Annotated in this window: 19 protein-coding genes; 12 read left to right on the top strand and 7 right to left on the bottom strand. The window is 73.8% G+C overall.

Translation table 11 applies throughout. The features are described from left to right. Positions 1-141: 141 nt before the first annotated feature. From BCD48_RS00585 to ispH, 3 genes are all read left to right on the top strand, one after another. Positions 142-1158 (top strand): polyprenyl synthetase family protein, encoded by a 1017-nt coding sequence (locus BCD48_RS00585; RefSeq protein ID WP_071046234.1) that lies wholly within the window; start codon positions 142-144, stop codon positions 1156-1158. Positions 1159-1242: 84 nt separating this feature from the next. Then, positions 1243-3399 carry a squalene--hopene cyclase gene (gene shc / locus BCD48_RS00580; RefSeq protein WP_198543011.1) on the top strand — a complete coding sequence of 719 codons (2157 nt, stop codon included), beginning with the start codon at positions 1243-1245 and terminating at the stop codon, positions 3397-3399. Beyond that, positions 3396-5156 carry a 4-hydroxy-3-methylbut-2-enyl diphosphate reductase gene (gene ispH, locus BCD48_RS00575; RefSeq protein ID WP_083417981.1) on the top strand — a complete coding sequence of 587 codons (1761 nt, stop codon included), beginning with the start codon at positions 3396-3398 and terminating at the stop codon, positions 5154-5156. Before shc ends, ispH begins: the two co-directional genes overlap by 4 nt. A 125-nt stretch (positions 5157-5281) precedes the next feature. Here ispH and BCD48_RS00570 read toward each other — a convergent pair whose 3' ends face one another. Both BCD48_RS00570 and BCD48_RS00565 read right to left on the bottom strand, forming a co-directional pair. Then, on the bottom strand, positions 5282-7840 hold the full coding sequence (locus tag BCD48_RS00570) for a protein kinase domain-containing protein (RefSeq protein WP_071046233.1): 2559 nt from the start codon (positions 7838-7840) through the stop codon (positions 5282-5284). Positions 7841-7931: 91 nt separating this feature from the next. Continuing rightward, positions 7932-8477 carry a winged helix-turn-helix transcriptional regulator gene (locus tag BCD48_RS00565; protein ID WP_083417980.1) on the bottom strand — a complete coding sequence of 182 codons (546 nt, stop codon included), beginning with the start codon at positions 8475-8477 and terminating at the stop codon, positions 7932-7934. Between the two features lie 583 nt (positions 8478-9060). Here BCD48_RS00565 and hpnH point away from each other — a divergent pair. Then, positions 9061-10062 carry an adenosyl-hopene transferase HpnH gene (gene hpnH / locus BCD48_RS00560; protein ID WP_071046232.1) on the top strand — a complete coding sequence of 334 codons (1002 nt, stop codon included), beginning with the start codon at positions 9061-9063 and terminating at the stop codon, positions 10060-10062. A gap of 148 nt (positions 10063-10210) precedes the next feature. Here the strand turns inward: hpnH and BCD48_RS00555 are convergent, their stop codons facing one another. Both BCD48_RS00555 and BCD48_RS00550 read right to left on the bottom strand, forming a co-directional pair. Continuing rightward, positions 10211-10912, bottom strand: coding sequence for a TetR/AcrR family transcriptional regulator (locus BCD48_RS00555; RefSeq protein ID WP_071046231.1), 702 nt, complete (start codon positions 10910-10912; stop codon positions 10211-10213). A 190-nt stretch (positions 10913-11102) separates the two neighbouring features. Further along, entirely contained in the window at positions 11103-12668 is a 1566-nt protein-coding gene (locus BCD48_RS00550) for an MFS transporter (RefSeq protein WP_071046230.1), read from the bottom strand. A gap of 593 nt (positions 12669-13261) precedes the next feature. Here BCD48_RS00550 and ureG point away from each other — a divergent pair. Together ureG and BCD48_RS00540 are read left to right on the top strand one after the other, a co-directional pair. Continuing rightward, positions 13262-14083, top strand: a complete 822-nt coding sequence (gene ureG / locus BCD48_RS00545) for an urease accessory protein UreG (RefSeq protein ID WP_071046229.1) — start codon at positions 13262-13264, stop codon at positions 14081-14083. Beyond that, positions 14080-15060 (top strand): urease accessory protein UreD, encoded by a 981-nt coding sequence (locus BCD48_RS00540; protein WP_071046228.1) that lies wholly within the window; start codon positions 14080-14082, stop codon positions 15058-15060. Before ureG ends, BCD48_RS00540 begins: the two co-directional genes overlap by 4 nt. 71 nt (positions 15061-15131) lie before the next feature. On the opposite strand, the gene BCD48_RS00535 is transcribed toward BCD48_RS00540, so the two are convergent. Further along, positions 15132-15701: a class F sortase gene (locus BCD48_RS00535; protein ID WP_241841413.1), complete on the bottom strand. Its 570-nt coding sequence runs from the start codon at positions 15699-15701 to the stop codon at positions 15132-15134. A gap of 107 nt (positions 15702-15808) precedes the next feature. After that, positions 15809-16228: a hypothetical protein gene (locus tag BCD48_RS00530; RefSeq protein WP_071046227.1), complete on the bottom strand. Its 420-nt coding sequence runs from the start codon at positions 16226-16228 to the stop codon at positions 15809-15811. Positions 16229-16441: 213 nt separating this feature from the next. Between BCD48_RS00530 and BCD48_RS00525 the strand changes: the two genes are divergently transcribed. The 3 genes from BCD48_RS00525 (at position 16442) to BCD48_RS00515 (ending at position 19645) form a co-directional block, all read left to right on the top strand. Next, entirely contained in the window at positions 16442-16930 is a 489-nt protein-coding gene (locus tag BCD48_RS00525; protein ID WP_071046226.1) for a hypothetical protein, read from the top strand. A gap of 166 nt (positions 16931-17096) precedes the next feature. Continuing rightward, on the top strand, positions 17097-18944 hold the full coding sequence (locus tag BCD48_RS00520; RefSeq protein ID WP_241841412.1) for a sensor histidine kinase: 1848 nt from the start codon (positions 17097-17099) through the stop codon (positions 18942-18944). Beyond that, positions 18941-19645, top strand: coding sequence for a response regulator transcription factor (locus BCD48_RS00515; protein WP_071046225.1), 705 nt, complete (start codon positions 18941-18943; stop codon positions 19643-19645). Before BCD48_RS00520 ends, BCD48_RS00515 begins: the two co-directional genes overlap by 4 nt. Here the strand turns inward: BCD48_RS00515 and BCD48_RS00510 are convergent. Then, positions 19635-20459: an urease accessory protein UreF gene (locus BCD48_RS00510; protein WP_071046224.1), complete on the bottom strand. Its 825-nt coding sequence runs from the start codon at positions 20457-20459 to the stop codon at positions 19635-19637. The two genes, BCD48_RS00515 and BCD48_RS00510, sit on opposite strands and share 11 nt — an antisense overlap. A gap of 90 nt (positions 20460-20549) precedes the next feature. Here BCD48_RS00510 and BCD48_RS00505 point away from each other — a divergent pair, with 90 nt between their 5' ends. The 3 genes from BCD48_RS00505 to BCD48_RS00495 all read left to right on the top strand — a co-directional run bounded on the left by BCD48_RS00505 (position 20550) and on the right by BCD48_RS00495 (position 23840). Beyond that, positions 20550-20912 carry a hypothetical protein gene (locus BCD48_RS00505; protein WP_071046223.1) on the top strand — a complete coding sequence of 121 codons (363 nt, stop codon included), beginning with the start codon at positions 20550-20552 and terminating at the stop codon, positions 20910-20912. A gap of 186 nt (positions 20913-21098) precedes the next feature. Next, positions 21099-22043 (top strand): phytanoyl-CoA dioxygenase family protein, encoded by a 945-nt coding sequence (locus BCD48_RS00500; RefSeq protein ID WP_083417978.1) that lies wholly within the window; start codon positions 21099-21101, stop codon positions 22041-22043. Between the two features lie 225 nt (positions 22044-22268). Next, positions 22269-23840 carry an LCP family protein gene (locus tag BCD48_RS00495; protein ID WP_071046222.1) on the top strand — a complete coding sequence of 524 codons (1572 nt, stop codon included), beginning with the start codon at positions 22269-22271 and terminating at the stop codon, positions 23838-23840. Positions 23841-23900 lie beyond the last annotated feature (60 nt).

Here is a 23900-nt window from a genome sequence, read left to right as displayed (position 1 = left end):
GGCCCGTGACCAGCCCGGCCCCGGAATCTCAGGCCAACCAGGAACCAGCCCGTCGGGCGCCCCAGCGCCCGACCGGCAGGGCGGCGACGGTCGCGCCAGCGACCTTGAGCCGAACGCCACACCGACAGGGAGTAGCACGGCATGACGATGACGGTTCCGGAAGCCATCGAGCGTGGTCGGACGCTGACCATCCCCGCCCTGCGCGAGACGGTCACGAGGCTGCACCCACGGCTGCGCCACGTCGTCGAGTACCACCGCGGCTGGGTCGACGCCGACGGCAACCCGCAGGCCGGCGGCGGCGGCAAGCTGGTGCGGCCCGCGCTGGCGCTGCTGTCCGCCGAGGCGGCCGGCGTGCCGGCCGAGGTGGGCCTGCCGGCGGCCGTGGCCGTCGAGCTGGTGCACGACTTCTCGCTGCTGCACGACGACGTGATGGACGGCGACACCGAGCGCCGCCACCGGCCGACCGCCTGGACGGTCTTCGGCATCGACGGCGCCATCCTCGCCGGAGACGCCCTGCTGAGCCTGGCGACGCAGGTCCTCCTGGAGGTCGAGGGTGAGCCGGGCAGACAGGCCGCGACGATCCTCGGCGCCGGCGTCCATGACCTGGTCCGGGGCCAGGCCGAGGACCTGCTGTTCGAGACCCGCTCGGACGTCACGGTCGCCGAGACGCTGTCCATGGAGGACGGCAAGACCGGCGCGCTCCTGGCCTGCTCCGCCTCGCTCGGCGCGGTGCTCGCGGGCGCGCCCCAGAAGGTCGTCGACGGGCTCGCCGAGTTCGGCTCCCGCCTCGGCACCGCCTTCCAGCTGATCGACGACCTGCTCGGCATCTGGGGTGACCCCGCGGTCACCGGCAAGCCGGTGCTGTCCGACCTGCAGTCGCGCAAGAAGTCCGTTCCGGTTGTCGTCGCTCTGGAAGCCGGCGGCGCGGACGCGGACGAGCTGCGGGCGTTCCTCGTCAGCGAGGGCGACCGTCCGACCGAGGAACTGGAGCGCGTCGCCGCCCTGATCGAGCGGGCCGGCGGGCGCGACTGGACCACAGACGAGGCGGACCGGCAGCTGAAGACGGCCGGAGCCGTGCTCCGTTCGTTGTCGCTGCCCCCGCTGGCTGAGGCCGAACTGCTGGCCCTCGCACGATTCGTGACCGAACGCGACTGCTGAGAAGGGTGAGGCGAGCGCACGCCTGGGCCTCGCCGAGGCCCTCGACGCATGGCTCCCCCATCCGGACCCGGAGGAGATTCGGCTATGAGCCTGACCTCGGACCCGTCCCCGGCGACGCCGACGACGCAGCCGACGTCCGCGCGGCCGGGATTCCTCCCGGATCGGCGAAGCCGATCCGGGAGGTCCGCCGTCGCCGGGCCTCTGCTGGTGACCACCCGCCCCGGTGCGCGTCTCGGCGGGCCCGCCCCCGACTTCGCGCCGCCGGTGGCCGTACCGGCCGCGAGTGACGTGATCACGCCCGCGCTGGCCGCGATGCTGGCTCCGTCCGCGGCCGGGGTGGCCGAGCATGCCGCCGTCGCGACGGCGCGGGCCCGGGACTATCTCCTCTCCCTGCAGTCCGACGAGGGCTGGTGGAAGGGCGAGCTCGAGACCAACGTCACCATGGACGCCGAGGATCTCATGCTCCGCCAGTTCCTCGGCATCCTGACGCCCCAGCTCGCGGCCGAGACGGGCCGGTGGATCCGGTCGCGCCAGCTGCCCGGCGGCGGCTGGGCGACGTTCCACGGCGGCCCCGCCGACCTGTCGACGACGCTGGAGGCCTACGTCGGCCTGCGGCTGGCCGGCGACGCACCGGACGCGCCGCACATGCTCGCCGCCGCGTCGTTCGTGCGAGCGCACGGCGGCCTCGCGGCGACGCGGGTGTTCACCAGGATCTGGATGGCACTGTTCGGTGAGTGGCCCTGGGACGAGGTCCCGGTGCTGCCGCCCGAGATGATGCTGCTGCCGAGCTGGGTCCCGCTCAACGTCTACGACTTCGGCTGCTGGGCCCGTCAGACGGTGGTCGCGCTGACCATCGTCGGGCACTTCCGGCCGGTCCGCTCGCTTGGCTTCACCATCGACGAGCTCAAGGTCGCCGGCTCGCGGCCCGCGCGGGCGCCCATAGTCAGCTGGGAGGGTGCCTTCCAGCGACTGGACGCGGCGCTGCGCCGCTACCAGCGCCACCCGGTCAAGACGCTGCGGAACCTGGCGCTGCGCCGCGCCGCCGAATGGGTCGTCGCCCGGCAGGAGGCCGACGGCGGCTGGGGCGGCATCCAGCCTCCCTGGGTCTACTCCATCATGGCGCTGCACCTGATGGGCTATCCGATGAACCACCCGGTGCTGGTCGCGGCGCTTGAGGGGCTGGAGACGTTCACCACCCGGGAGCAGACCCCCGACGGCGTCGTACGCCGGCTGGAGGCGTGCCAGTCACCGGTGTGGGACACCGCGCTCGCCGTCGTCGCGCTCGCCGACGCGGGCCTCGCCGGGAGCCACCCGGCGATGCGCAAGGCCGGGGAGTGGCTGGTCGGCGAGGAGGTCACCATCCCCGGCGACTGGCGAGTACGCCGGCCGAACCTGGAGCCCGGCGGCTGGGCCTTCGAGTTCGCCAACGACGTCTACCCGGACGTCGACGACACCGCCGAGGTGGTGCTCGCGCTGCGGCGGTTGCTGCACACGGGACTCGACGACGTCGACCCGTCGCTGGCCGCGCACGCGCGCGGCGCGGTCGAGCGGGCGGTCAACTGGTCGGTCGGGATGCGTTCGTCGAACGGGGCCTGGGGGGCCTTCGACGCGGACAACGTCCAGCGGCTGGCGACCAAGATCCCGTTCTGTGACTTCGGTGAGGTGATCGACCCGCCGAGTGCGGATGTCACCGCGCACATGGTCGAGATGCTCGCCGACCTGGGCAGGGCCGACCACCCGGTCACCCAGCGGGCGGTGCGCTGGCTGCTGGACAACCAGGAGCCGGGCGGCTCGTGGTTCGGGCGCTGGGGCGTCAACCACATCTACGGCACCGGCGCGGCCGTACCCGCGCTGGTCACCGCCGGGGTGGCGGCCGACCATCCGGCGATCCGGGCGGCGGTGCGCTGGCTCGTCGCCCACCAACGGCCCGACGGCGGCTGGGGCGAGGACCTGCGCTCCTACCGGGACGAGGCGTGGGTGGGCCGCGGCGAGCCGACCCCCTCGCAGACCGCGTGGGCGCTGCTCGCGCTGCTCGCCGCCGACCCGACCAACGAGGCGGTCGACCGGGGCGTGCGTTGGTTGTGCGCGACCCAGCGGCCCGATGGCGGCTGGGACGAGCCGTACTACACCGGTACGGGCTTCCCCTGGGACTTCTCCATCAACTACCACTTGTACCGGCTGGTGTTCCCATTGGCGGCTCTCGGCCGGTACGTGACCCTCACCGGGCGGTCCGCGGCATGAGCAGCATCTCAGCATCCGAGAACACCGGCGATCGCCATTCTGGCGGCGCACGGGCGGCCGGCGGCGAGCCAGCGCCGCCGCCGGCCCGCGGGAGCGCGGAGTCCGCCGCGACACCCGCGCCGGCCGGCCAGACGCCCGCCGCGCGGCCCGGCTCGACGCCCATCCCGCTGATCCCGGCGCAGGCGGTCGGCACCGGCCCGAGCTGGAAGCCCAGCCGCCCGCCGCGCCGCGCCCGGCTCGTGGTCGCCGCGCCGATGCGCGTGGAGGCGATGGCCGCCAGCCGGTCGGGCCTGCCGACGGACACCGTCGTCATCCGCACCGGGATGGGCCCCGAACGCGCCAGCCGCGCCAACCAGGCCGTGCGCGCGGCGAAACCGGACGCGGTCGCCGTGGTGGGTGTGGCCGGCGGGCTCGCGCCCCGGGTCCGGCCCGGGGACGTCATCGTCGCGAGCGAGGTGCGGACCGGCGACGGCACGGTCACCGGCCGCTGCCCGTCCGCGCCGCTGCTGGCCGGCGAGCTGCGTCGCGCCGGGCTCACCGTGCACGTCGGGCCGATCGTGTCGGTGCCACGGCTCGCGGTCGGCACCGCGCGGGCCGAGCTGGCCGCGACCGGCGCGATCGCCGTCGACATGGAGTCGGCCTACCTCTCGCCGAGCGCCGCCGGCCGGCCGTTCGCCGTGATCCGGGTGATCGTCGACACCGCCGCCGAGCCGCTCGGCCGGCTGGACCTCGCCCGCCGCGGTCTCGCCGGGCTGCGTACGCTGCGCCGGCTCGGCGCGCCGCTGGGTGCCTGGGCGGCCGCGGTCGGGCAGCGCCGGGTGCTGCTCGCCGAGCCGCGGGCGTTCTGCGCCGGCGTCGAGCGGGCGATCGAGGTGGTCGAGCGGGCGCTGGAGATCCACGGCGCGCCGGTATACGTCCGCAAGCAGATCGTGCACAACACCCATGTCGTCAACGACCTGGCCAACCGCGGCGCGGTCTTCGTCGACGAGCTGGACGAGGTGCCGCCCGGGGCGACCGTCGTCTTCTCCGCGCACGGCGTCGCCCCGATGGTGCGCACGCACGCGAACGACCGGCAGCTGTCGGTCATCGACGCGACCTGCCCCCTGGTCGAGAAGGTGCACGCCGAGGCGCGCCGGTTCACCGCGCGCGGCGACACGGTCCTGCTCATCGGCCACTCCGGGCACGAGGAGGTCGACGGCACGCTCGGCGAGGCCCCGGGGCGGATCACGCTGGTCGAGTCGGCCGAGGCCGCCGGTTCGATCGAGGTCGAGGACCCGGAGCGAGTCACCTACCTCATGCAGACGACCCTCGCGGTCGACGAGGCCGAGGAGGTCGTCGACGCGCTGAAGGACCGGTTCCCGGCGATCGTCGGGCCCGGCTCGGCCGACATCTGCTACGCGACGTCCAACCGGCAGAACGCGGTGCGCCGGGTCGCGGCCGAGGCGGACCTGGTGCTCGTCGTCGGGTCGGAGAACAGCGCCAACTCGCGCCGGCTCGCCGAGGTCTCGCGGCGTGACGGCACCGCGTCGCACCTGGTCGAGAGCGTTGACGAGGTCCGGTTGGACTGGCTTGTCGGCGCAGACACGATCGGCATCTCCGCCGGCGCCTCGGCGCCGCCGAACCTGGTCGCGGCGCTGTCCGACGCGCTAGCCGGGCTCGGCGCGACGTCGGTGTCGACGAGGTCGATCGGCACGGAGTCGATCGCGTTCACCCTGCCGAAGGAGGTCCGCCGCCCCCAGGGTGGGGCTGTCACGTGACGGACGCTGCGCGCCCGTCACCCTGCGCGCCCGTCACCGTGCGCCGCCTGTCGCTGAGGTGCGTGCGTGCCTCACCAGAACCGGGGTACCTGACGCTGCGGCGTGACCTTTGGAACCGTGGGATGTCAGCGCAGCAGCGAAGGGTTGTCTCTGTAGATCTCGGTCAGCAGAGACATGTCGAACAGGTCGTCGACGCTGACGCGGTAGCCGGCGCTGAGCAGGGCGCGCACGTTCCTCTCGGCGAGGTCGGGCGTGACGGTCAGCAGGCCGTTACGGCGGGTGTCGTCGCTGACGATCAGTGTGTTCTGTATCTGGTTCATCGCGAGCTGGGTCCGCTCGTCCAGGCTGGTGCCGTACTCCGTCACCGTCAGGCGAGCGCCGGCCTCGGGGCTCCTGACGTTGTCGCGCCAGCCGCGGATCTCCGCGGTGAGCGCCGCCCTGATCGCGGCCCGGTTGTGGGTGACGGCCTCGACCGAGGCGACGTACACCGACGACACGATCGGGTAGCCGTGGTCGGCCAGCAGGAACGTCGCGACCTCGACGCCGGCGAGGCGCAGCCGCAGCGCGATGTCGAAGACATGTGAGAGCAGCCCGTCGATCTTGCCGGCGGCGAGCAGCTCGTCCGGCGAGCCGTCGCTCACCTGGGTGATCGTGTCCACGCTGATGCTGTTGGCGGCGAGGAACGTGTCCCAGATCTGCCCGGCGCCCTTGTCCACCCAGATCCGCTTGCCGACGAGGGCGGCCGGCGAGCTCAGCGGCGTGCCGCCGGGCGACGCGATCACCCACGGATAGCGCTGGTATAGGGCGCCGACGGCGCGGGCGGGGGTGCCACGGATGATCTCACGGGCGAGTACGTCGACGGCGCTGAAGCCGAGCAGTGCCTTGCCGCTGGTCACCGCCTCCTCGGCGCCGAGCGCGCCTGGGCCGCCGGGCAGGAGCCTGGCGGTCTTGAAGCCGGCGTCGCGGTAATAGCCGCGGGATTCGGCGAAGAAGCAGCCGGCGAACTCCACGTCCGGCGTCCAGGACAGCTGCATCCGCAGCTCCTCGGGGATCGTCCCGTCGCTGAGCGAGGACGCGCCGCCCGTGGCCGGGCCACCGGTACCGGCGACCGGCCCGTCCCGGTGGCGCTGGCGACGGATCGCGAACGCCGTGCCACCGCCGGCGGCGGCCAGCGCCACGCCGCCGGCGACCAGTCCGCGCCGGGTGAGGCCGCGCCGCCTGGTCTGGCGCCGCGAGGCCGCGGACGGGAACGCGGCCTCGGCTCGCTCGGCCGCCCAGCCAGGGGCGGCCGGCGGGTGCCACCGGAATCCGGCGTCCGCCGTTTCGGCGTAGGGGGCGCCTGCCCCGGGCGGCCGGCCTGGCCCGCCGCCGCCCACCGGGACGTTCGCGGCGCCCTGTCCGCTCGGGGCCGCGCGGCCTTGGACGCTCGGATGACCACCGGCGGCGGCGCCGCGATGACCACCGGCGGCGGCGCCGCGCGGCGCGACCGGCGTGCCAGGCACGGGCGTTCCCGGTGGCCCCGGCGAGCGCGGCCTGGAGGTCCCCGGCTCCGCCGGCGTGCTCACGGCCCACGGGCCGCCCGTGCCGCTGCCGGGGGAGATCGGCGGGAGGAATGCCGTCGTCGCCTCCGGCGCGGGGCCCGGCGTCCGGGCGTCGCCGGCGAGGTCGCGCAGCATGCGGGCGGCGGAGCCCGCGGTCAGGCGGGCACGCGGGTCGTGCGTCATCAGGCCGTCGAGTATCGGCCCAAGCGGTCCGGCGTGGACGGGGCGCGGCGGCGGGAACTGGGCGTTGAAGGCGTACCGGACCGCGTCGGTCGGGGTCGGGAACGGGGCCCGGCCCTCGACGGCGGCGTAGAGCGTGGCGCCGAGGGAGAACAGGTCGCTGGCGGGGCCGGCCTTCTCCTTGCGCAGCCGCTCGGGCGCCATGTAGACGGGGGTGCCCGAGATCGAGGTGACCTGGGTCAGCGGCGCCCGGTCGAGGTAGGTGGCGATGCCGAAGTCGGCGAGCTTGACGCGGCCGTCCGCGGTGACGAGCACGTTGGCCGGCTTGACATCGCGGTGCAGGATGTCGTGGCGGTGCCCGTGGTCGAGCGCCTCCACCACGGCCAGCCCGACGCGGGCGGCGACCGACGGGGAGAGCGTCCCGTCCTGGCGGATCACCTGGTCGAGGGAGCGGGACGACGCGAGCAGCTCCATGACGATCCAGGGCGCGTCCGGCTCCTCGACCAGGTCGTGCACGACGACGACGCCGGGGTGGCCGGCGAGCCGCGCGGCCGCGCGCGCCTCCCGGCGGGCCCGCTCGGCGCGGTCGTGCCGGTCCGCCTCGGTCGGGTCGTCGCCGAAGCGGATCTCCTTGAGGGCCCGGTCGACGCCGAGCAGGGTGTCGTTCGCCAGCCAGACGGTGCCCATCCCGCCGCGTCCCAGCGCGTGCAGCAGCAGGTAGCGGCCGGCGATCAGCCGTCCCTCGCCGGTCGCGGCGCTCCGGGCGTCGGAACCCAGCCGCGGACCACCGCGTCGCGCGCCCGGCGGTGCGCTCGCGGCGCCCGGGCTCGGGGCGGATCGCGGGGGCGGGGCGGGCGCGCGCGGCGTCGACGCCTCCCATGGGCCCGTCGCCGGCCCGCCCGGGCCGCCAGGCTCGCCTCGCACGCCAGGCGCGCCTGGCGTCGAGCCAGCGTCACCGGTCATCGCTGTATCACGTCCGTCTCCCGCCCCACGTGCGCGCCGATCCGGCACGTGGCCCGGGATCGATCATCGCATCCCGGCCGCAACCGGAGGTTCAGGAGGTGACGGGCGGCCCGGCCTTCCTGGAAATTTCCCTGGTGTTCTCGATGACATGCCCGGCCTCGCACACGTGCTGGACACGGACTGGAGCGCCGCAGCCGGCGTGCGTGAACGTGGCCGGCGGGCCGTCCTCGCCGGCCAGATGACGGTCGCCCCACTGTCGCAAGGCTGACAGCACCGGGGCGAGCTCCCGGCCGGCGGGGGTGAGCCGGTACTCCCACCTGGTCCGCGAGCCCGCCTCCCGGTAGGTGACGCGTTCCAGCACGCCCGCGCGTACGAGGCCGGCGAGCCGCTCGGTGAGCACGGCGCGCGGCGCGCCCGTCGCGGCCTGGATGGCGTCGAACCGGCGTACCCCGAAGGTCACCTCACGGATGACCAGGAGTGACCACCGTTCGCCCACCACCTCCAGCGCGCGGGCGACGGAACAGACGCGTGGCTGCGTCAGGAGCGATGGCGCCGTCGGGGTCGTCGGAGCCGTCGCGGTCGTCGGCGCGCCCGCCGATCCGCGCTCTGCCTGATCGACCGACGTGTTCCAGGTCATGCAGCACCCCGGATGGGCGGGGTCGCGGGTGCCTCCATGGGTGTTAGTGTAGGTCCCGCTCTCATCTAGGTTCGTAGATCGAACTCAGAAGTGTGCTGGCCGCGCGAGGTCTGGCGATGATGCCCGCGGGTCCCGGCGAGCGCCGCCGGCCGGGAGGTGCCAGAGGCCCGGGCCGGGGGCGCCCACGGGGCCGGGCCGGGGGCCGTGGAGATCGAACGGCGACGGCGGCATCTTCTACAGGTTTGTCGCAGCTTCGGCGGGGGCAAGTAGTCACGTCGAGTGGCGAGATTCCGGGTGGTCGTGCACACTGCGCGTACGTTGCTGTCCGTGAAAGGTGTGCGCCGCATGCTGCTCGCCTCCGGGACACCTCCTCGAAATGGACGCGGACGGTAGCGGAACGCCCCCGGAGTGGCCGCGGTCCGAGGCGTCTCCCTGGGGTTTACCTGATCGACATGCATGCTCGACATACAGCTTGTATGTTGTTGGTGGGGTCGACATACAGCCTGTACGTACCCGCTGTATGGTGATCCCCAGGCGACCCCAGGTCACCACCCGGCGGCCTGACGAGAGGGGGACATCTGCCGTGGCGGTTCAGTGGCGCTACTCGGTCCGTGTCGGGTCCTACCTGGCCAAGCAGAAACTGATGCGGAAGAAGTTCTTCCCGCTCGTCCTGGAGCTGGAGCCGCTCTTCGCCTGCAACCTGTCATGCACGGGCTGCGGCAAGATCCAGCACCCGGCATCCGTGCTCAAGCAGCGGATGGACGTCGAGGACGCGCTGGCGGCGGTCAAGGAATGCGGCGCCCCGGTGGTCGCGATCGCCGGCGGCGAGCCGCTCATGCACCCGCAGATCCACGAGATCGTGAATGCGCTAGTCAAGCGCAAGAAGTTCGTCATCCTGTGCACGAACGGTCTCCTGCTTCAAAAGAAGCTGAAGAACTTCACTCCGTCGCCGTATTTCACCTTCGTGCTCCACATTGACGGCCTGCGTGAGCGGCATGACGCTGTCGTCGAGAAGCCGGGAACGTTCGACGAGTGCGTCGAGGCGTTCAAGGCCGCCAAGGCGGCCGGATTCCGGGTCGGCACGAACTCGACGTTCTTCAACAACGACAGCCCGCAGGACGTCATCGACATCCTGAACTTCCTGAACGACGACCTGAAGGTCGACCAGATCCAGCTCTCGCCCGGGTACGCCTACGAGAAGGCGCCCGACCAGGAGCACTTCCTCGGGGTCCAGGAGACCCGGGAGATGTTCTCGAAGGTGTTCGGCGAGGGCCGGCGCAAGAAGTGGCGGCTGAACCACTCACCGGTCTTCCTCGACTTCCTCGAGGGCAAGCGCGAGCTCGCCTGCACCGCATGGGGCATCCCGAGCTACTCGCTCTTCGGCTGGCAGAAGCCGTGCTACCTGATGAGCGACGGCTACGTGGGCTCGTACAAGGAGCTCGTCGAGACGACCGACTGGGACAAATACGGCCGTGGCAAGGACCCGCGGTGCGCGAACTGCATGGCGCACTGCGGCTATGAGACCTCCGCGGTGCTTGCGACCATGGGCTCGCTGAAGGAGCAGGTCCGCGCGATGCGCATGTGACGTCGCGGCCTGTCCCACCAATGCCTGTCGGGCGTTTCGCGTCCTTCGGCTGATGTGGGCCGGTTCGTGGCGCGCGAAGGCCCGCCCCTTGTCGGGGCGGGCCTTTTCGTGGTTCACCCCTCGACTGGTTCGGGTCGCCAGGGCCAGGTCATTGGGCGGCCGGCGCCGCGTCGTCGGCGGGCTCGCTCGCCGGCCAGGTGCCCATCGTCTCCAACGGCCGTGAGTCGAGGCGGACGAGGCCGGACATGAGACGGTCCAGCGCGACGCCGGTCTCCTGGCGGGCGGCCAGCGGATCAGCGGCCCTGGCGATGTAGAGGCTCGCCTCGGCGAGCAGTGCCGCGACCAGCCTGGTCAGTGGCGCCACCGGGATCGGATCGATTGCCTTCTCCGCGATCGCGCGCTCCAGCCACTGCGACAGCAGCCGGTAGCCGTGCGTCTCGACCAGCGTGTTCCAGGCGTCGTTACCGAGCACAGCCGGGCCGTCCACCAGCACGATCCGCTGGAAGTCGGTGTCGGTCCGGGTGGAGAAGTCCAGCAACGACTGGAAACCAGTGCACAGCTGGGTCCAGGCGTCACTCGGCTCGCGCGCCTCACGGGTCAGCTCGCTCTCGACAAGCGCGTCGGCGACCTCGCTGGCGACCTCCTTCATCACCTCCTGGAACAGGTCCGCCTTGTCCCGGAAGTGGTGATAGAGCGCACCTCTGGTCACTCGCGCGTCGGCGACGATCTCCTCGGTCCCGGTGGCCGCGTAACCCTGTTCGGCGAACCGCCGGCGGGCGGCGGCCACCAGCGCGGCCCTCGTGTGTGCCTTGGTTTCCGCCGTCCTGTCCTCGCGGCGGGGCCTGGTCACCGCTCGATTATGGTGTACGGCGGGCAGTTCCATCACGCCGAACCAAGGGCGCGGCCAGGCATGACACCCGTCCCGGCGACGATGCCCGAGTCGCCCGTGGACACCATCGGCCGGCTGTGCTCGCGCCCCTCGGATCTGGCCGGCGGCCGGAGTTTCCTCGCCTTGCCCCAGCCTGGTTCCTGGACGAGCTTCATCCGCCCACCGGCGCGCCGGCCGCGCTGGTCTCGCTAGAAGCGGCGATGTCGCTGGAAGCGGCGATGTCGTGGTCGCCTGTCGTGCCCAGCCGGATCCCGGGGATAGCCAGGATGGCCGCGAGGGCGACCAGTGTCAGCGGCAGCCCGAGCAGCCAGGTGTGTCCCAGCGCATTCCCGTAGGCGTGCCGCACGACCGCCGCGACCGGCCCCGACAGTTCCGCGAGCCGCGGCACGCTGTGCGCGTCGGCGGCGGTGCCCGCGGGCAGCCCGGCGGCCGCGAGGCCGGTACCGAGCTGGCGGGCCGCCCGATCGCCGTAGACCGCCCCGAGCGCGGCGACGCTGGCGGTCGAGCCGAGGCTGCGGAAGAAGGCGACGGTGCCGCTCGCGGCCCCGAGATCGCCGCGCGCCGCGGCGTTCTGGACGACGACCAGCAGGTTCTGCGCGGTCATGCCCAGGCCGACGCCGACGACCGCCAGGTAGGCCCCGACCGCGGGCAAAGGCGTGTGCGCCCCGATGGTTGAGAACAGCGCCAGCCCGCCGCACAGGCACACCGCGCCGCCGACAAGGATCCCCTTGAAACGGCCGGTGCGGCTGATGGCGTGGCCTCCTATGTTGCTCGACACCGCGAGGGCGCAGACCATCGGCGCGGTCAGCAGGCCGGACACCGTCGGCGTGCAGCCGCGGCCAAGCTGGAAGTACTGACTGAACAGCAGCGGGACGGTGATCGACACGGCGCCCGTGACGACGGTCGCGACCACCGCGAGCACGATGGTCCGCTCCCGGAACAGATGCGGCGGCACGATCGGCTCCGCGACCCGCGTCTCGACGACGACGGCGAGTCCCAACGCCGCCACGCCGCCGAGGAGCAGCGCGAGCCCCGCGCCGGACACCCAGCCGACCAGGTCGCCCCCCAGCGTCATCCAGAGCAGCAGCAGGCCGACACCGCCGGGGATGAGCGTCGCGCCGAGGTAGTCGATGCGCACGGGCCGGCGCTCGTTCGGTATCCGCAGCGTGCGCCCCAGCATCACGAAGGCCACCGCCGAGAGCGGCACGCACAGGTAGAAGCACCAGCGCCAGCCCAGCCCCGGCGTATCGACGATCAGGCCGCCGACCAGCGGCCCGGACACGTTCGAGATAGCCCATGCGGAGCCCACGTAGCCGTTGTAGCGGGCACGCTCCCTCGGCGGGACCATCGCCGCGAGCGCGACCTGCGTCAGCGCGCTCGTGCCGCCGGCGCCGACACCCTGCACCGCCCGCGCGGCGATCAGCCAGGTGGTCGAATGCGCAAGCCCCGCCAGCGCCGACCCGACCGTGAAGATCGCCAGACCGAGCATGAGCAGCATCTTCTTGTTCAGCAGGTCGGCGAGCTTGCCCCAGACCGGCACCGTCGCCGTCATCAGCAGCAGCGTCGTCGCGACCACCCAGGTGTAGTCGGTCGAGCTGCCGTGCAGGTCGCCCATGATGCGCGGCAGCGCGTTCGCGACCACCGTTCCCGCGATCATGGTGACGAACAGGCCCAGCACGAGCGCCCATACCGCCCGCCTGATCTCTCCCGGCGTCATCGGCCTCTGCGTCGCCTGCCCCGCCAAGGCCACCGATGCCACTGATCCCGGCGATGCTGGCTGCGCCGATGGCGCGGCGGCCGGCCCGGGCATGGCCTCGGTGCCGCCGCCCGCGGTGGCTGGGTGAACGGCGCCATCGGGCGGCGTCTGGCTGGCCGCCGGGCGTTCCGCGGACGTTGTCATGCGGCCCTCCCGGCCGACCTGCCCGACGGCCGACCTCCCGGACCGCCGACCTCCCAGATTGGCTTCGCCAATCCGGCAGGGACCCTGGCGCCGATCCGGCAGGAACCCCGGGCACCGCCGATCTGGAGGAGCCCGCAGCCCCGGCGATCGGCGACGATTGTTTAGTTAATACAAAGTAATCTGCATACGGCCTGTCGCGCGCGGCCTCAGCGTCGCCGTCGGGAGGCCGTCGGGAGGCCGTCGTGAAGGCCAGGCAGGGAGAGTTACGGAAGGGTCATCCGCGCGGCCTAGGCTGGCCACAGCGGCGGACGCCGCGCGATGACCAGGTGGTTGCGCGGCCCGGTGCCGGGCCGGCCCACGGCGCCGCGCGGCGGGCCGCGAGCAGACGAGTTCTCATCCCGGGAGGCGGCGTGCACCTCGACCACGATCACGGCCAGCACGAGCACGGCCAGTCGCCGCTCGGAGGCGCGATCGGCGGCGGGCCCGCGACGACGGTTGGCTGGCAGACCACGGCCCCGATGACGCCCGCGGCTCCGCGTGCCGTGCCGGCCGGGCGGGCGCTGCGGGTCGGCATCGGCGGGCCGGTCGGCAGCGGCAAGACCGCGCTGGTCGCCGCGCTGTGCCGGGCGCTGGCCGGCAAGGTCGACCTCGCCGTCGTGACCAACGACATCTACACGACCGAGGACGCCGACTTCCTGCGTCGCGCCGGCGTGCTCGACCCGGCGAGGATCCGCGCCGTCGAGACCGGCTGCTGCCCCCACACGGCGATCCGCGACGACATCACGGTCAACCTCGACGCGGTGGAGGACCTCGACGCGGCGTTCGGCCCGCTCGACCTGATCATGGTCGAGTCGGGCGGGGACAACCTGACGGCGACCTTCAGCTACGGCCTCGTCGACAGGCAGATCTTCGTCGTCGACGTCGCCGGCGGCGACAAGGTGCCGCGCAAGGGAGGCCCCGGCGTGACCAGCAGCGACCTGCTCGTCATCAACAAGACGGACCTCGCCCCGCTGGTCGGCGCGGACCTCGCCGTGATGGCGCGCGACGCCGAAGCGGTGCGCCACGGCCGCCCGGTGCTGTTCACCAGTCTCGTCGAGGACCGCGAGGCGACGGCCGTCGCCCGCTGGGTCCTGGCCCAGCTGGTCGAGGCGCGCACCGCCAGCGCCGGCGCGAACGAGGCCAACATGGCCCCGCTCGCGGCCGTCGGCGTCGACCTGCCCGGCACTCGGTGAGCGCCGGCCTCGACCGCGGCGTGGTGCGAGCGCACGAGGTACGCGCTCACGCCGTGCTGCGGGTCGAGGCCGGTCCGGACGGCTCCGCGCGGGTCGTCGAGGCACGCTCGGCCGTCCCGCTCGTGCTGCGGCACACCGACACCGCCACGCCGCGGCGCCCGCCAGGCCAGGAGTCGGCTGCGCCGGTGGAGCGCGGGGTCAGGGACGTTCTGGAGCTGACGCCGCCGGCGTTGCCGACGGTGACCGTGCACCTGGTCGGGGCCGCCGCCGGCCCGCTCGCGGGTGACCACCTGCGGCTCGATGTCAGCGTCGGCGCTGGCGTGCGGCTGGTGCTGCGGTCGGTGGCCGCCACGCTGGCGATGCCGGGCCACGGCCCGGGCCCGTCCGTGATGGAGATCCACGCGGACGTCGCGGCGGGCGGGGCGCTCGACCTGCTGCCGGAGCCCACGGTCGCGGTGCGCGGCTGCCGGCACCGGATGGTCGGACGGGCCGTGGTGGCGGCCGGGGGCTGGCTGCGCTGGCGCGAGGAAGTCCTGCTCGGCCGGTTCGGCGAGCCGTCCGGCCACCTCGAGACGGACCTGCGCGTCGACATCCGCACCCCGGCGGGGGACCGAGCCCTGCTGCGCCAGCAGCTGCCGCTCGGCCCGGACGTCCCCGGCCTGACCGGCGCGGCCCTGATCGGCGCGGCCCGCGCCGTCGGCTCCCTCCTGGTCGCCGCGCCCGCGGCCGTCACCCCGCCGCGAGCCACCAGCCTGGGAGGACGGCCGGAAGGCGGCCGGGACGGCGACGGCGGCGGGCGAACCGGGGGCCTCGGCCCGGCCGGGCTCGGAGTGCCCGCCTCTGTTACCCCGCCGGTCGTTCCGGGCGCCGCCGGCCTCCCGGGCGGTTCCGCGGTTCTGCCGCTGGCCGGTCCCGGCGTGCTCGTCACCGCCCTGGCGGCCGACGCGGTCACCCTGCGCCGCCACCTCGGCCCCTGACGGCCCGGCCGGGCCCGTCTCGGCCTTGGTCCGCTCGACGGGGCCCGCGGAGAATGACGGACCGACCTGGCTCACGCGAGGTGGGCGAAGACGACGACGTTGTCGACGTAGTGGCCGATGTCGTGGTTGAACGTGCCGCCACAGGTGATCAGGCGGAGCTGTGCGCCATTGCCTGAGTGGTAGACCTCCTCGTCCGGGAATTCGGCCTTTGCATATTCGGCCAGCCTGTCGACGATGAACGTCGCGGTCGTGCCGTCCGCCCGGTCGACGAGGACGGTGGCACCGGCGTGCAGTTTGCCCAGCCGGTAGAAGACCGCCGGTCCGGTCTTCGAGTCGACGTGGCCGGCGATCACGGCCACGCCGTCGTCACCGGGCTCCGGGCCGGCGTGGTTCCAGCCGACCTCGGTGAACCCGGCCGGGGCGATCAGCCGTTCCGCCGCGTCGAGGTCGAGTGGCACGACCGGCGCCGTCACGGCGATATCCGGCACCCGCAGCCGCACCGGGTCCGCCGCCTTTCCGGCTGCCTGGCTCGCCGCCGGCGGCGAGCCCTGCCCGATCGTGGCATCGCCGTGCCCGGCCGCCGTGTCCCCGTCGGGCCCCGCGCGGCAGCCGGCGAGCAGAACCACCACCAGGGTGAGCAAGACGGCCAGCGCCGTCGCGGCGCGACCGCCGGGGCACCGCGACGGCGCTGGCCTCGGCGGTGACCGGCGCCGGCGGCCGGCGGATGATCCGGCCGCCGGGCTCGTGGTCATCCGCGCGCGCCCGCGCGGCGGCGCCGCCACACGCCGAAGCCGGCGAGCGCGCCGAGGCCGACGCCACCGGCCGTGAGCGGAAGAACCGCCTCGGTGCCGCCCCCGCCGGACCGCTGGCTGCCGCCGAGGCCCGTGTCCACGCCGCCGCGCGGGAGCTGTCCGTCGCCCGGGGCCCTGGTGACCCGCGTCGGGGCCGCGGTGCCGGGGAGGGAGCGGGGCGCCGTGGTGGCTGGCGCCGGCGCCGGGAGCTCGCCGGGGGTGGCCGAGCCGGCCGCCGGAACCGGTGCCGGGGTCGCGGCACTGGCGGCGGTCGCCGGCAGCGCCACACCGACGGCGACGCCGCCGGCCAGCGCCACCGCGAGCGCGGAGGTGGTGAGGTGCCGCCGGGCGGCCCGGACGGGGCTGGGAGCGTTCATCAGGTTTCCTCGATCCTGTGCGTGCCGTCCACGCCCACCGGTGGTGGTGGGGTGGCTGGCGGCCGCGGCCGAGATCGACTGCCCGGCCGGGTCCCAGGCTGGCGGTGGCCCGTGGACCGGCCATGAGGCGACGGTGAGAGGGCTCTCATCCGCCACCGGGGCGGCGCGGGCACCGCCCGGGTGGCCTCGGTGGGCTCGCCTACGATGAGCTGCATGGCGGATCGTCCAGGTACGCCGAAGGCGGCGGCCGGCGTCGCGGCCGCGCCGGAGACGGCGGAGCGGGCGGCGCGACCGGAGACGGTGGCCCGGCCGGGGAGGTGGCGCCTCGGTCTCGCGACGGTCGGACTGGTCGCGGTCGTCGGTGGACTGGCGGCCGCTGTGGTCTCGGCGTCGGCGGAGCCCAGCCCGCCCGCCCTGGGCGGGCCGATCCTGGCCAGGGGAGCGGCACCCACGAGCACGCCGCCCGCAACCGCGTCAGCGCCGCCGGCAACGCGCGTCCTGCCCGGCCCGGAACCCCCGGGCCGCCTGGATGGGCGCGCAAGCAGGCCGAGCGGCGCGATGCCGGTCGCCATCAGTCCGGTGCCGGTCACGGCCGCCCCTGGCAACCTGGGCGATCCTCGGACGACGGCGCCCGCGCTGCCCACCCGCGTCGCGCGGTCCGCGGCGCCGGCGCCGGCGCCGACCGAGGGGGCCACGCCGTAGGCGCAGGTCTCCCGGCGCTCGGGAGGGCCGCGGGGACGGCCGCGGATGAGAGCCTTCTCATCGTGTCCTCATCCCTGGCTTCGGCGGCGCCGGGACGCTCCAGTGCATGGAGCCCGGGCGGCCGAGGGCCCGCAGGCTGGCGAGCGGTCTGGTGAGGATCCGTGCCGTGACCGGGTCCGCGCGGCTGCGGATCCTCGGCTGGCAGCTGCTTCTCGTGGCGCTGGCGCTGGCCGGGTCGGTGCTGGCCGCCCGCCAGGTGCTGCTGGCGCGGGTCGACGAGCGGGTGGACCAGGGCCTGGCCAAGGAGGTCAGCGAGCTGCGCCGGTTCGTCGACAAGAGCGTCGACCCGGCCACCGGGCGGTCGCAGGTCGCCGACGTGCGCGCGCTGCTGGAGGCCTACCTGGAACGGGCGATCCCGGACCGCAACCAGACGATGCTCGCGCTCGTGAACGGTGCCCCCGCCTACCGGAGCGCCGAGACGCCGCCGTACCGGCTCGACGCCGACCGGGCGGCGATCGACGCGTTCGTGTCCGCCACGTCGGCCGGCCAGCCGCACTACGGGCGGGTCGCGACGCCGACCGGCGCGGTGCGCTACGTCGCGGTCCCGGTGAGCGTCCAGGGCCATCCCGAGCGAGGCGTCTTCGTGTCGGCCGTGTTCGTCGACCGGGAACGGGCCGAGGTGGACGAGGTGGTCCGGGTGCTCGGTGTCGTCGGGTTCGGCGCGCTGGCGGTCGCCGGCGCCGCCGGATGGATGGTCGCGGGGCGGGTGCTTGCCCCGGTGCGGATGGTCCGCCGGACCGCTCAGGCGATCACGGAGACGGACCTGTCGCGCCGTATCCCGGTCGGCGGGGCGTGGGTCGTCCGCCGGCCGCGCCGCGTCGCGGTCGGCGCGGGCCGCGACGCGGGCGACTCCAGCGGCGGCGGTCCGGGCTCCGGCGGCGGCTCCGGCGGCGGTGGGTCGGGTGGCGGCGGTCCGGGCGTCGGCGGCGGGCGGCGCGGTGGCGACCGTGCCGGTCGGGACGAGATCACGGAGCTGGCGCGGACGTTCAACGGCATGCTGGACCGCCTCGAGCAGGCGTTCGCGACCCAGCGCGCCTTCGTCGACGACGCCGGCCACGAGCTGCGCACCCCGATCACCATCATCCGCGGGCATCTGGAGCTGCTCGGCGACGACCCGGACGAGCGGGCCGAGACCGTCGCCCTCGTCCTGGACGAGCTCGACCGGATGAGCAGGATGGTCGACGACCTGCTGGTGCTCGCGAAGGCGGAGCAGCCGGACTTCCTGCGCCGCGAACCGGTGGATCTCGCCGTGTTCACCACGGACCTGTTCGTGAAGGCGCGGGCACTGGCGCCGCGCGCGTGGCGGCTGCAGGGGGTCGGCGACGGCCGGCTGTTCGCCGACCGGCAGCGGCTGACGCAGGCGCTGCTGCAGCTCGCGCAGAACGCGACCCAGCACACCCGGACCGGCGGCGCGATCGGGATCGGCTCGGCCGTCGACGACCACGTCGCGCGTTTCTGGGTGACCGACTCCGGTCCCGGCGTGGCTCCGGCCGACCGGGCGCGCATCTTCGAGCGCTTCGCCCGCGGCGCCCCCACGCGGCCGCCGGCCGCGGCCGGCGGAGGTGCGGGGCTCGGTCTCGCGATCGTGCGGGCGATCGCGACGGCGCATGGCGGCGCGGTCCGGGTGAGTGGCGAGCCTGGTGAGGGCGCGACCTTCGCCCTGGAGCTGAGCCTGCTCGACCACGGCCCTCGTGACCACGAGCCGCGTCGTCCCGCGCCACGCGGACCCGAACCGGGTGGCGTCGAACCGGGTGGCGTCGAACCGGGTGGCGTCGAACCGGGTGGCGTCGAACCGGCTGGACCAACCCCGGTGCCCCTGAACCCGGCGGCGGACAGGGACTGGGACGGGCTGGGCCTGGCGACCGTGAGGCCCATGGCGCGGGACAGCCCGGTGCACTGGGTTGCGCGTACGGGCGACGGGGCGGGCGAGCGCTGGGATGGGATGTGGGCATGACGAATCGAGTGCTCATAGCCGAGGACGAGCACCGGATCGCCTCGTTCGTCGCGAAGGGCCTGCGTTCCAACGGTTTCGTCCCGACATGCGTGAGCGACGGCCAGTCGGCGCTGGAGGTGGCCCTGTCCGGTGAGGTCGACCTGTTGGTCCTCGACATCGGCCTACCGGACCTGGACGGCTTCACGGTGCTGCGCCGGCTGCGCGCCGCCGGCTCGAGGCTCCCAGTGGTGGTGCTCACGGCCCGCGACGGCGTGCGCGACACGGTCGCCGCGCTCGAAGGCGGGGCCGACGACTACATGAGCAAGCCGTTCCGGTTCGAGGAACTGCTGGCCCGCGTCCGGCTGCGGCTGCGGCCCGAGCGGGCCACCGCCGAGCCGACCGTGCTGCTCAGCGGCGACCTCGCCCTCGATCTGCGTACCCGCAGGGCGCACGTCGGCGACCGGGTCGTCGACCTGACCGCGCGTGAGTTCGTCCTGGCCGAGACGTTTCTGCGCCACCCCGGCCAGGTGCTCGCCCGCGAGCAGCTGCTCTCCGCTGTCTGGGGCTACGACTACGACCCCGGCAGCAACATCGTCGATGTCTACGTCGGTTACTTGCGCCGCAAGCTGGGCGCCGCCCACATCACCACGGTCCGTGGCATGGGCTATCGCCTGGAAGCCGCGACGCCGCCCGGCGCCGACGCGGCCGGGGTCACGACATGAACATCCGGACCGGCGCCGCGCGGTGGCGCTCGGCGAGCAGGTCGAGGCGGACGGCGGACGGGGCGGGAAGCAGGTCGAGCCTGCCCGCGGCCATCGCGGCCTCGGCCGCCGCCGAGGCGTCGCCGGCGGTGGCCTCCATGGCGCCGGCGAGCCTGGCCTGCAGGCCGGTGACGGCGAGCGGGTCGAGGCCGAGCAGCCGGGTGGCGGCCGAGGCGGGGGCGCCGACCGCGCCGTAGACGGCGGCGAGCGCCGCGTCCGCAGGCTCGAGCCCGGCCGCGGCGGCGACCACGCCCAGCGCGATCGGGTGGTGGGGGGCGGTGGGCAGCCCGGCGCCTCCCGCCAGGCCCTGGTCGTCCGAACCCTGGTCGTCCGAACCCTGGCCGTCGGCCCGGAAGATCCTCGACAGGTCCCAGGCGGCCCGGCCCGCGCGCAGCAGCGTCCGCCCCTGCGCCCGGCTCGCGTCCCGCTGCGCCGGCGACGGTGTGCGGGCGTCGAGCTCGGCGTCCAGCGCAGCGAGCAGGACCGCGCGGTCCTGCCCGGCCGCCGGGGTGTCCGGGGGCCCCGGGACTCGTGCCAGGTCGGTGACGGCGACCAGGCAGGTCTGGCAGGCCGCGGCGGCGAAGGACGCGGCCACCAGGCCGGCGGTGCCGAGGCGGCCGAGCAGGAAAGCGGCCAGGTCGTCCAGGCCGGTCACGCCACCGTCCACCACGGCCGCCTCGACACCGCCGGAGTGCGCGTGGCCGCCGGCTGGCAGCCGGCCGTCCGCCAGCACCAGCAGCGCGGCGCGGGCTCCGGGCCGTCGCTCGCCTGACATACCTGTGATCACGGACCCTCCGATGCACTAGCGTCGCCGCCGGCCTGGTCATGGTCCCAAGGAGCCGTAGTCCCTCAAGGAGGCAGTCCCGTGCCCACGGAGTCATCCAGCCTCGCGAACCCGCCCGCCCGCGGCGAGGCGTCGCCGGCCGGCGTGAGCACCGCCGTGGACGCGGCGGATACCGCGCGGCTGTTCGCTCAGCCAACCACCCGGCCCGGCCAAGGGCCGCGGCGGCGGTCCCGCGCCGTGGCCGCCGTGGCCGCCGCCGCCGCTCTCGCGGTCGGCTCGCTCACCGCCTGCGGGCACAAGCATCCGCCCAAGCCGGCCAACTTCTCCTGCTCCGCGTCCAACAAGGCGGAGTGGTCGGACAAGGAGAAGCGGTGGGTGTGCGTGCCCAAGTCCAGCGGCAGCTCCTCCGACGGCTCGTCGTCGGGGAAGAAAAAGAAGAAGTAGCGACACGCCCCCGCGGCGGCGACGTCTCCAGGCCACCCTGGTGATCCGACTTACGTCGCCGCTGGTCACAGCCGCGGGCAACGCGGCGGTAACAGGAGCGACCTAGCGTCGGAGGTTGTCCATCCGTTCGCGGAACGCGGCTGCGCCGCGCCACCGGCGGGTACCGAGACGCGGGAGGGCAGCCGCATGCAGACGGCCACCGTGCTGGCGACACCGGCGACGTTCGGCCTGTTTGAGATCGACACAGCTGAGATCGACACGGACGAGATCGACTGGGCCGAGGCCGGCTGGGCGGCGCGGACGCCCGGCTCCGCCGCCGAGCTGCCGGGGCTCACCGAGATCGAGGAGTTCTACCGGGCCTTCGGTTTCGTGCTGTTGCGCGGCCTGGCCGGCGACGAGCTGACCGCCCGGATGGAGACGGAATGCGCGGCCGTCCAGGACGACGTGCTAGCCGGCAGGCTGCCGGAAAGGCACGGGTCGACGAAGTACCTGGACGACGCCGAGAAGATCGAGAGGTTCGTCAACTACGTCGAGCACATCCAGGAACTCTCGCCGGCCGTACTGGAGGCGGTGGCCCTGCCGCCGCTGCTCGCGGTGATCCGCCGGCTGATCGGCGACGGCGCCTGGCTCAACTCGTCGGACAAGGCCGGCATCGTCTACCAGGACTCCCGCCCCGGCCGCGAGTCCGGTTACACCCGGATCGGCTGGCACTCCGACTGGCAGGCGATGCCCAGCGTCGACGTCTGGCCGGGGCTCGCATTCACCTTTCACCTGGACGCGACCAGCCCGGCGAACGGCTTCCTGCGCGTCGTCCCCGGCAGCCACAACTGGGCGACCCCGGCGCCGTACCGCAACGTCAACAACGTCGCGGTGCCCGAGGACGCCCGCCCGGCCGGCGGTTACACCGACGTCCCGGCCCCTTTCGCGATGCCGCTGGGCTTCGACAAGGTCCCCGGCGAGGTCGCCGTCTACGCCGAACGCGGCGACGTGATCCTGCACGACGGCTATCTGTGGCACTCCGCGTCGCGCGCCACGGACGACGACGGCGTCCGCCGGCACGTCCGCGGCGGCTACTTCGGCGGCGACGAGGCCAACTACCGCCCCCAGTTCCTCAAGAACGCAGCCCGATAGCCCCGTAGCCCCGCCGCGCCCGCACCCCCACCTCGCCGGAGCTTGCCGACAGATTGGTCATAACCTCATAGCTGTCGCCTGGCCGCGTTCTAGAGATCGCGGGCGGGCGACGTGACCGCCTGCCGTTGGGCCTGGGGTGGGTCGCCGGACGGATATAGGGCGATTTATCATCGGCCTGCCGAGCAGGAACCGCGAGAGCGGCGGCTGCGAGAGAGGCGGGCAGCGTTGGCAGGGGCATCGCTCCCTCCCCATCTGGACCCACGTTCGGACGGTGGAGGCGAGCAGGGGACGAGGCACGCGTCGGGCGGGCGCCGGGCGCTGCGCGCGCTGCTCGGGGCGCTGTCGACGGTGGTACTGCTGGTGAGCGTCGGCGGCTGGGCGACGTACACCTACGCCAACGGGAACATCAACCGGATCCGGCTCGACCTGGGCGACAACCGGCCCGACGAGAAGCGCGGCGTGACGAACTACCTGGTGGTCGGCACGGACAGCCGGGCGGGATCGGACGGGGAGTTCGGCAACGTCCCCGGCCAGCGGTCGGACACGACGATCCTCGTCCATCTCGCCGAGGACGGCACCACGACGATGGTGTCCTTCCCCCGCGACACGTACGTGACGGTGCCCGAGTACACCGACTCCGCTGGCAAGAGCCACCCGGCGCACAAGGACAAGTTCAACTCGGCGATCTCCGACGGCGGGCCGTCGCTGCTGGTGAACATGGTCGAGAGCCTGACCGGCATGCGGGTCGACCACTACGTCTCGATGGACCTCGAGGGCTTCAAGGCAATCACGAACGCGATCGGCGGCGTCGACGTCTGCGTCCTGCCCTCGAGCTTCCGGGACCACTTCAAGGACGACACGGGCAGAGCGAGGGTCAGCACCAACACGAAGGACCCGATGAGCGGCTGGAACGGCGGGCCCGGGACCGTCCACGTGAACGGCGACCAGGGCCTGGCGTTCGTCCGGCAGCGCCACGGCCTGCCGAACGGGGACATCGACCGCATCAAGCGCCAGCAGCAGTTCATCGGAGCGGTCTTCCACAAGGCGACCACCGGCGACGTGCTGACCAACCCGGTCAAGCTGCAGGGCCTGCTCTCCACGGCCACGTCGGCGCTCACCCTCGACGACAAGACCAGCATCAACGACCTGCGGGACCTGGCCACCCAGATGCGCGGTGTGGCCGCCGGCTCGATCCACATGGAGACCCTGCCGACGCACGCACCTACCGAGGCCGAGGGCGGGATCGGAAACAGCGGCAACATCATGCTGCACGGCGTCGCGACCTCCGTGCAGATCTACAACCCGGTCGACCTTGCCCGGCTCGTCACCCCGCTCGGCGGACACGTCGACGGCGTCGAGGACACGGCGTCCCCGACCACCGAGCCCGCGCCCGGCCCGGTCACCGTCCCGCCGTCGCAGGTGACCGTCGTGGTCTACAACGGCTCCCATCGGTCGGGGCTCGCGGCTCAGGTCACCAAGGACCTGACAGAAATGGGCTTCCGCGTCTCTGGCACCCTCACCGCCGAGCCCCTTACCTACACGGCGTCCCGGGTGCTCTACGGCGCGGGCAAGGAGGACGCCGCGCGCACGGTGCAGGCAGCCGTTCCCGGCTCAATCCTGCGCGCCGACCAGACCATCACCGGGGTCCACCTCATCCTCGGCTCGGAGTTCACCAAGGTCGTGACCCCCGCGCTGACGGGCGCTGGCGGTACCTCGGGCACCGCCGCTTCCGGCGCGGCACCCGCCCCCACGACGGCACCCCCGGCGGTGCCCACCACCCCCAGCTGCACCTACTAGCCAGGGCCTCGGCCTAGCCAGGTCCCCGGCGAGGGGCCCGGTCGACGCTCTCCGAGGATC

Origin of the sequence: Pseudofrankia coriaricola (assembly GCF_001854805.1) — a bacterium.
Classification (GTDB): Bacteria; Actinomycetota; Actinomycetes; order Frankiales; family Frankiaceae; genus Pseudofrankia.
Note: the sequence above shows the minus strand (reverse complement) of the source record. Positions and strands in the feature narration are given on the sequence as shown.

Coding starts and splice junctions, on each gene's coding strand:
- BCD48_RS00525 (WP_071046226.1), top strand. CDS start 16,442: ATGGCGGATCGTCCAGGTACGCCGAAGGCGGCGGCCGGCGTCGCGGCC.
- BCD48_RS00530 (WP_071046227.1), bottom strand. CDS start 16,228: ATGAACGCTCCCAGCCCCGTCCGGGCCGCCCGGCGGCACCTCACCACC.
- BCD48_RS00500 (WP_083417978.1), top strand. CDS start 21,099: ATGCAGACGGCCACCGTGCTGGCGACACCGGCGACGTTCGGCCTGTTT.
- BCD48_RS00550 (WP_071046230.1), bottom strand. CDS start 12,668: ATGACGCCGGGAGAGATCAGGCGGGCGGTATGGGCGCTCGTGCTGGGC.
- BCD48_RS00510 (WP_071046224.1), bottom strand. CDS start 20,459: ATGTCAGGCGAGCGACGGCCCGGAGCCCGCGCCGCGCTGCTGGTGCTG.
- ispH (WP_083417981.1), top strand. CDS start 3,396: ATGAGCAGCATCTCAGCATCCGAGAACACCGGCGATCGCCATTCTGGC.
- BCD48_RS00565 (WP_083417980.1), bottom strand. CDS start 8,477: ATGACCTGGAACACGTCGGTCGATCAGGCAGAGCGCGGATCGGCGGGC.
- BCD48_RS00585 (WP_071046234.1), top strand. CDS start 142: ATGACGATGACGGTTCCGGAAGCCATCGAGCGTGGTCGGACGCTGACC.
- BCD48_RS00515 (WP_071046225.1), top strand. CDS start 18,941: ATGACGAATCGAGTGCTCATAGCCGAGGACGAGCACCGGATCGCCTCG.
- BCD48_RS00570 (WP_071046233.1), bottom strand. CDS start 7,840: ATGACCGGTGACGCTGGCTCGACGCCAGGCGCGCCTGGCGTGCGAGGC.
- shc (WP_198543011.1), top strand. CDS start 1,243: ATGAGCCTGACCTCGGACCCGTCCCCGGCGACGCCGACGACGCAGCCG.